This window comes from Candidatus Amarolinea dominans (genome assembly GCA_016719785.1).
Lineage (GTDB): Bacteria > Chloroflexota > Anaerolineae > SSC4 > Amarolineaceae > Amarolinea > Amarolinea dominans.
The window spans coordinates 730,891-738,351 of record JADJYJ010000003.1 but is presented as its reverse complement, the minus strand read 5'-3'; the positions used below and the strand labels follow the sequence as shown (position 1 = coordinate 738,351).

The 7,461-nt window shown below is 58.6% G+C and carries 8 protein-coding genes; all 8 read right to left on the bottom strand.

The annotated features are described in order from the left end of the window. Window positions 1-411: 411 nt before the first annotated feature. Window positions 412-903 (bottom strand): hypothetical protein, encoded by a 492-nt coding sequence (locus IPM84_06535; GenBank protein ID MBK9092425.1) that lies wholly within the window; start codon window positions 901-903, stop codon window positions 412-414. 54 nt (window positions 904-957) lie between these two features. Next, window positions 958-1,407 carry a hypothetical protein gene (locus IPM84_06530; GenBank protein MBK9092424.1) on the bottom strand — a complete coding sequence of 150 codons (450 nt, stop codon included), beginning with the start codon at window positions 1,405-1,407 and terminating at the stop codon, window positions 958-960. Window positions 1,408-1,773: 366 nt separating this feature from the next. Next, window positions 1,774-3,849: a hypothetical protein gene (locus tag IPM84_06525; GenBank protein ID MBK9092423.1), complete on the bottom strand. Its 2,076-nt coding sequence runs from the start codon at window positions 3,847-3,849 to the stop codon at window positions 1,774-1,776. A gap of 166 nt (window positions 3,850-4,015) precedes the next feature. After that, entirely contained in the window at window positions 4,016-4,606 is a 591-nt protein-coding gene (locus IPM84_06520) for a hypothetical protein (GenBank protein ID MBK9092422.1), read from the bottom strand. Between the two features lie 37 nt (window positions 4,607-4,643). Then, window positions 4,644-5,441, bottom strand: a complete 798-nt coding sequence (locus tag IPM84_06515; protein ID MBK9092421.1) for a hypothetical protein — start codon at window positions 5,439-5,441, stop codon at window positions 4,644-4,646. Between the two features lie 197 nt (window positions 5,442-5,638). Beyond that, window positions 5,639-6,316: a hypothetical protein gene (locus IPM84_06510; GenBank protein MBK9092420.1), complete on the bottom strand. Its 678-nt coding sequence runs from the start codon at window positions 6,314-6,316 to the stop codon at window positions 5,639-5,641. Window positions 6,317-6,410: 94 nt separating this feature from the next. Beyond that, window positions 6,411-6,728 (bottom strand): hypothetical protein, encoded by a 318-nt coding sequence (locus IPM84_06505; protein ID MBK9092419.1) that lies wholly within the window; start codon window positions 6,726-6,728, stop codon window positions 6,411-6,413. A gap of 13 nt (window positions 6,729-6,741) precedes the next feature. Next, a complete protein-coding gene (locus IPM84_06500; GenBank protein ID MBK9092418.1) occupies window positions 6,742-7,458 on the bottom strand; it encodes a hypothetical protein in 717 nt (238 codons plus the stop codon). Between the last annotated feature and the right edge of the window lie 3 nt (window positions 7,459-7,461).

Genomic DNA, 7,461 nt, shown 5'->3' with positions numbered 1-7,461 from the left:
CTTCGAGATCATCCCGGGGTATGCGAAGAGGGCAAGCGGCAGCAAAACGTCTTTCAGCGCCGGCAGCATCTACCAGGTCAACCGGCGTTGATCCTCCTCGAATTCGGGCCGCCTTGTCTGTTTCGACAAGCTCATCAGTACCGCTCGATCTCCGGCCCGTAAATCCCTTGGATATTGGCGGCTTCCAGGGACAGTCGTCATGCGCCAGATCCACTGGGGCAAGCGCTCCATCGGTCTGGCCTGTGATTTGTGGCGTTCGATTTCCGCCAACAACTCAACAACTTTCTTTTTCTCAAACCATTGATGTACAGTGGTCGGGGCCAGTCCCGGTGAATCAGTCTCTTTTGCCAGCGGCAGCTGGCAAGTGGATCGGGAGACGGCGCGCTGAAAACGACGCGGGATCGATCAGGGTCAAGCGCACGTTCCAGCACCAGGCGTAACGCCAGGGAGGTGTTTTCCGCTCAGGCATGCCCGCTTAATAGCCGGCTGCATACAGGCGTCAGGCGCGACGGCATCACCAGCGTGCGCAAGCCGGAACAGATACTGAGCCAGCTTGAACAGATCCTGCTGGACATGCTCCAAACCCTGTTGGTTTTCTAGGTTCACCCGGTCTTTGGGCGTGACAACGTTCCAGTCAATGATCTTGATGCGGCGATTCGCCCTGTCATAGCGTACATTGAGCAACTGAAAATCCTGGTAGCCGCGCCCTCTTTCATCCAGAAGTTGCAACACCCGGCAGACCTGTCGACCCACCAGGATGACTTCTTCTTCGCTCAGCCCCTGGTTGGCAGCTAACTGATTGATCAGATGTCCCTGCAGACCGTCAACGCCACGCCTGATTTCTTCATCCCGCTTCTGCAGATTGCTTACCAATTGCACCGAGGCCTGATCTTTCTCCCACATCACCCTCGCATCATCAAAACGTACTCTAGTTTCGACCGAAATGCCTCGTACAACTCATTCACCTGCGTCAATCGGTTTGGCGATCGTGCGGCGGCAGCGCCAGGGTATCCACCGATGAAACGGCCAAACTCCATGGCCCAGGAATGCTGGCGACATCTCTCGTTGGCTGACATCGTACACCTGTGGAATAGCATCCACTCCGTCACGTAGGTCCTCTTCTGCCTGGTAAAGCTGACGCAACACGCTGATCTCATCTTCGAAGGCGTCGCGCCAGAGATGCTCGCTTTCTGGTTTCAGAACTTTGAGCGCGACACGGTCGCGTTTGGTGCTGATCATCAAGGTCAAGCTCGCTCGCCAGCCAGACGGTGCTGGTTGCCCCCCGCCGAGGTACTTGCGAAGTTTGGCGTGGCGAGTAACGCCCAGAGAGCGGTGAGTCTTATCGGCGTCGTTCTGCCAGTCGTTCAGTGCTGGATTAGGTTCCGCCATAGTGCCATCCTTTTCCACGCTCAAACCAGCCAATCGGGGTCAAGAACCAGGCGTTTGCTTCGAATAGCGAACGAGTAATAACCACTCCGCATTAAGCGCATCGGTCGCGTCCGCGATCCATTCGGCCAAGCGCTCATCGCTCAGGTCATTCTGCGCCTGCAAGATTTCGAATGACCGCTTTCAGTTTCTGCCGGTTTCCTCGGTCCTGTCCCCACTGCTGGAGCGCATCCAGGGGTGATCGGCAGTGAGCCGACCAGATCTCGCGGTTCTGTATCCAGATGGATCATCAAACACCCGATAAGGGCCGTTACCCGTCGCAGGATCAACCAGCCCGATGAGCCAGGCGCACGAAATCCCTGACATCGTTAGGCTTTTGCTGCAAGATCAACATGGTGTTGGGGCTGAGCCAGGTTGTCTCCAAATCGGACGCTGCAGGCGGGGCAAGCTTCGCAGAGCCATTTCTTCGATCTGGGCAGCCTGCTGTTCGAGATCGAACAGATGCAGGGTAAGCGCCTGGCTCCGCGCCGCAACGTAACGTCGGCGCAGGCCTGGCAGGCATGTGATGCTGCGTAGAGGAATCCGGTGATGAAGCTCAAGTAAAAAACCCCAATTGGGTAACTGGATCGTCAGCCGCGCCGGTTCTGTACCTGTAGGAAAATGCTGTTGATTCACCCAGTTGGCGTCATAGCCGGCTTGATAGGTAAATTTGTGCAGCGGCAATGCCGCTTCGCCGACCTGATAGCCCAACATCAAAGGCGGCCCTTGCACCCGTGAAACGCGGGCATCAGAAGAGGTTTTGGCCGTATTCATCCCAGGCTGCCAATCTTGCGCCTCTTGCGTCAAGGCAGTGACTACTTGAAGCGTGTGTTGCCAGAGAACAGGAAAACGCTGCTTGTCGGGTGGAAAACGCCAATCTGACGGCAACGTTTCCTGGAACCCTGGGTACAGGACATCCAATCGCAAGGTCAGGGTAGCGTCCTGTCGGATCCAGGCCCAACGCACATAGTCCGGCAGCCTGGTCCGACAGGTGGATTTCGCAGACGACAACTGCCCATAAGCCGATTCGGGCACATCCTCAGCCAGCGACCCTGTGTAACCAGGTTTCATCTGCGCAGCTTGCCATTGCTCTGAAGCCTGATAGACCGAGTTCTCTGTGGCTTCCAGTGTGCTGCGCAGCCATTTCTGCCAGTCATCCAGTTCCTTCTGAGCCTGCGCAACGATCGCCTGCAAAGGCGCCAGCCGCTCTTCCGGCAGGCCCGCACGTGACAAGATTTCGTCCAGGCCAGCCAGCAAGGCGTAGCACGCCAGGAGATGGCCGCCTCTCGCGCCGGGATCGAGCAAACTCTGCAATTGCACCCGTAAGGCGCTGGCCAGCGCCAGTTCGGCGTTGATCGTTCCCGGCCACTGCCGCGGACGCTGTCCTTGAAAAACCGCCTTCTCGATGGCATTGAGCAGGTCATGCCCGGCGTTCTTGAGCAGTTCTCTGGCGCTGGTCTCGTCGGCTTCGATTTGCGCTCGACGCACGCTGCGAACGACGCCCCACTCTCGATTCACCAGGATGTCACGCGTCAGCCTGCTGCGCACCAGGCGCTGCATCTCAGGCATGGCAGCATAGTAGGCATGAACACCAAGTGCGTCAATAGCGGCGGCGTCAGCGGCTGCTGTTGGCATTCGGTTGCCGCAGTATTGAGTCCAGACTGGTGCTTGCGTCAGCGCCAACAACGCCAGGGCCATGCGATGAATGACATGATCGGCGGCCATCTGAGGGTTCACGTCTGAAGGCGCCTCACACAGAAACACCGCTTTGGCATCCTCTTGTCCCCTGGCCTCATGTGAGTGGAGGGCGCGGTTCTGTGAAGCCGGGCTGTACTCAACCGTGCGCGTGGCGTTCGGCTGCAGCAGACGCGTCAGATCGCGCAGCACGGCGGCTGCCAGTGGCTGTTCGTCATATCCCCAGTCCGTTCCAGGCAGGGCCAACATCCAACCGATGAAGGGGGATTTATTCTGCGCCTTGGCCACCAGGTGAATCAAATGAGCAACATCGAAGATCATACCGCTGCCAACCGGATCGAAGGCGCTGGCGACGACCCAGAAGTCGGTTTTCGGTTGGCGGCTCAGAATAGCCTGGAGCATGTTCCACAACTGCGATGGTTCGGACGTGATATCTTGCATGAAAACATCAAGCCCTGCGCGTCGCGACCACTCGCGCTCGTCCTGTCGCCGATAGGGCAGTTCCAGATATTCTCCGCGCGTCAGGTTGCTCTGCGTTTCTGACAACCCCCAGCCCAACGCCAGCGCTTCGCCAGCCGCGCGGATGACACGCAATGTCACCGCGCGCGGCTGGCCAGGCGCTGGCGGGGGCAGCCAGGCTGCCAGTGTTTCCACGACAGCCTGGCCGAAAGCGCCGATACCAACGATGGCCAGCGGAGCAAACGCGCCATCAAAACTAGGCGGCTTCACGCTCAGCCGCGTTGGCGCCTGGTGTAATCGGGATACTGAGGCAGCACCGGTAAAGCTGGGGCGGGCGCCGCCCGCGCTCCTGCTTCTGGGGCAGGCACGCGGGGTTCCTGCGCCGGGGCGGGCGCGGGCGCGGGCGGTTTCTTGTCCTTACCGGATCGAAACCAATTTACCATGCTGCGCCCTTGAAGTAGTAGGCGGCATAGTCGGCCAAATCGCGATAGACAGGATTCCGGAACGTTTCCTTGTCCGTGTCGGGGTCAATCATCCGTTCTGCGCGCTCCATCCATTGATTCGTGATACCGTCATCGCTGATGGCTGCCTGCACAGCTTGCTTGAGCGGGCTTGATTCTCCATCCTTCGCTTCGCGCTGCTTCAGGAGCGCAGTATTCAGGTCTTTCCAACGCAATTCTGCACCTTCACGCCCGCGCGCGTGATTGCGGTTGACGAGCACGAAGGCTTCTAAGGCCTCGAACGTACCCAAAGCGCCGCTTTGTTTGTTTGGTGTCAACCAGAACTCATACTCCCAGCCAGGCACCTGTAGTTCCCAATGACAGCGGTCAGGAAATTGCTTATCAGGAACTTCGCGTACCCAACCCAGGGCAAAACACTGCAACGCAAGCTGTAGCTCGCGCTGCTTACCCACCAGCGATACCATGCGCGCATTCAGGACGCGGTGCGCCTGACCTTCTGAACGCCACTTGGCCTCCAACTCGATGGCGGCCTTTTCTTCTCGCTGCGTGTATTGGCTCTGCAGCACACGTATCAGCTCCTTAAGACGATCAGGTGTGGCATCGTCAGCCTTCTTCAGGTTCTGATTCGTAAGCAGTCCTGCAGGTTTGCCATGTCTGGAACTCATCCAGCTTCAGACCCACCTGGGTACGGATCGCTGTCAGGCGATACGGATCTTCACAACCAATCACCTGCACGGGGTAGTTGTTATCCGGATTCTCACCGCCAGTTAGCTTCTTACGCACCTCTTTTTCCAGTCGGCCGGCATAGTCACGCGGATCCACTTCTCGATTAACGCTAATGCTGAAAGCCTCCATGCCGGGCTGCGCACTGGACACAAGGGAAGTCAACGGCTGCGTGAGATCGGTCAGGTCAGTAGCCAGCGTGTTGGCATTCTGATACGATTCGTGATTCTCGCACCACTCTAGAACGGGAGTCACCTTGTCCACCTGGCCAAATCGCTGTTCGCAGACGCGTTCAAGCGTCGCCACGTTCTGGTACTCGATCTGGCGCCTGGCTGCCGGCGTCAGTCCATCGCGCACTGCGGACAAGGCGCCGCTCGCCACGCCTTGAGGGCTGAGGTTGAGCGTCAGCGCCAGGCCGTTTCCCTGATCAACTGCATCCCACTGGACGCCCTCCAATGCCCACTCCATGTCACTGTCCGATACCTGGCTCTCACGGCTGGCGACCTGCACCGGGCGCTCGACCTGCTCGCTGCGTTGATCCTCCCGGATATTGGTGACAATGCGGTCGAGGTCGCCCTGAATCGAGGACAAGAGTCCGTTCATATCGAGCGCCTTGTCCCCTTCGAGTAAAGTCGTGGTCCATCGCTCCAGCTCGCGCCGTGTTTCAGTGCTGCGCATAGACGTGACCGCCTTGACGGCGTTATGGAGACATTCTTCACGTACATAGTTGAACAGGTTCACCTGTGCATGGAGGAGCCCTCTCTCGGCCTTATACCGCTTCAGGATGAGGTCCAGGCCTGATGAATCCCCCTCAGACCACCAAGCTTTTTCGTTGCATCGCGCGCCAGGCGCTCTCTTTGCCTGGGCTTCCCTGTTCAGGTTGGCAAGCGGTGCGCTGTGCCGCGCTTTTCGACGGCTTTCATGAATTCCTGGAAATCCTCGAAGTGCTTATCCAGGGCTGCCAACACGCGAATGGCGTACCCAATGCGCCACGTCGCTGATTCTCGGAAGGAGGTTGAGAACCTGCAAGCGCAGAATACCACGGAAGATGCCCACCTGTTCGACCGCACAGCGGCGGCGATGACGCCGAAGCTGCCGTAATCATCCGGTCCATCGGCCCCCATGCCGCCGAGATGATCGTGCAAGAACGTATTGATGTTCGTTGCAAACTCAATGAGAGCCGCATTGCTGGTGGGATCGCGCGGCGGCGAACTTGCATCGCTTGGCTTGAAACGCATCTCGAACGCGGCGCTCAACTCACGTGCGACATCCTGTCGCAGTTCATCATACTTCCCGGCCGCTGGAAAGACAATGACAGGAGCCAACCAGCTATCTGCCTCGCGTTCTTCCTTGCGCCGTGCGCCATAGCCAGCTCCAGCCGTTTTTTGCACTTGTTGTGGATTGTTGGCTCCCCCGACCAACACAATGCGTCCGATTTCGTTGAGGAGCTGTGTGACAGGCTGCTGGTCGCCGCCAAAGATGGCGGTTTGCGACAGGAAACTCAACGCCAAAGCAGGGGATTCCGGCGCTCCGCGTGGTTGCGCGTTCGCCACCAGGCGCCCACCGGACTTTCAGGGCGGGCATCGGTCAGTTCGCGCAGCATGCGATCGGCCAGTTTGAGCCGGTAGGTTTGGCGCAGGGGTGCGCTCAGGGGTATAGAACGAGTGGACGCCGAAAACTCCAAACCCCCTCAGCCAGGCGCCTGGGGTCGTTGGCTAGCGCCTGCGCGGTTCGTCGCTCGAAATTGGTAAACCAGGCGCCGGACTGATCGTCGAGAATCTGTCGAACCCAGGCCGATGCAGCCGGAAAGACGCCATACTTGGGATCGGTGTTGATTGGTTGCCCGCCGCGTTCGCCGTCAATAAAATAGATCCCGTCGAAGAGCCGGGAGTAGGCCACACTCTCATACTCACGATGACCAGGCAGAAAAGTCATGTTCGAGGCATAGCCTTCTGGTGGCATCATGGCGCGCGCCAGTTCACGCAAGGCCGCCCCCGCGCAGTTCCAGCTCGGCGCTGGGGCGCCCTGGGCTAAACGCCGTGGGCAAAACCACGATCGCGCGCGTGCGCACCGGGATGTCGCCGCACATCTTGCGAGCCAGGACACCAAACGGGATCATCATCGCAGAACCGGTTCCGCCGGCCACCGAGCCGACAACAATGATCTCGGAAACTGGCGCCGCGACGCTCTTTGCGAGCACTTCATTGATCACTGTGGGCAGTTTCTTCAGGATCTGTGAACGCACTTGCCCACCGAGGATATCTTTATAGACCGCCAGCAAACCAAACTGGCGGAACCGGCCAGCTCCACGATCCAAAATCCAATTATCGCGTCCCAAACCCGCCTTGTTCATCCAATAGTCCACATCGAACCAGTTCAGGTGGGGATGTTCTCCACGGGCGATTTCCTGCCCCAGCGGAAAACAATCACCGCCGATGTGGATCAGCTCGACATCACGCTCAAGCTCCACGGTGCCAATACGCTTGGCAGCCTTCTCATACATGGCCTGCTCGCCGCTGTAGATGCCGCCGGTAACTTGTTTCTGCGCCTCGGCCTGACTGACGGTATCGAAAGCGATCAGGCGTACGTTGGGAGGCATGACGCCTCCGTTCAGTTCGAGCAGGGCTTTCTTGAGATAGGTCAAGATCCACTGGCCGGTACCACCAACGCCGATAACTACGGCTGGTCTCGTCATTTT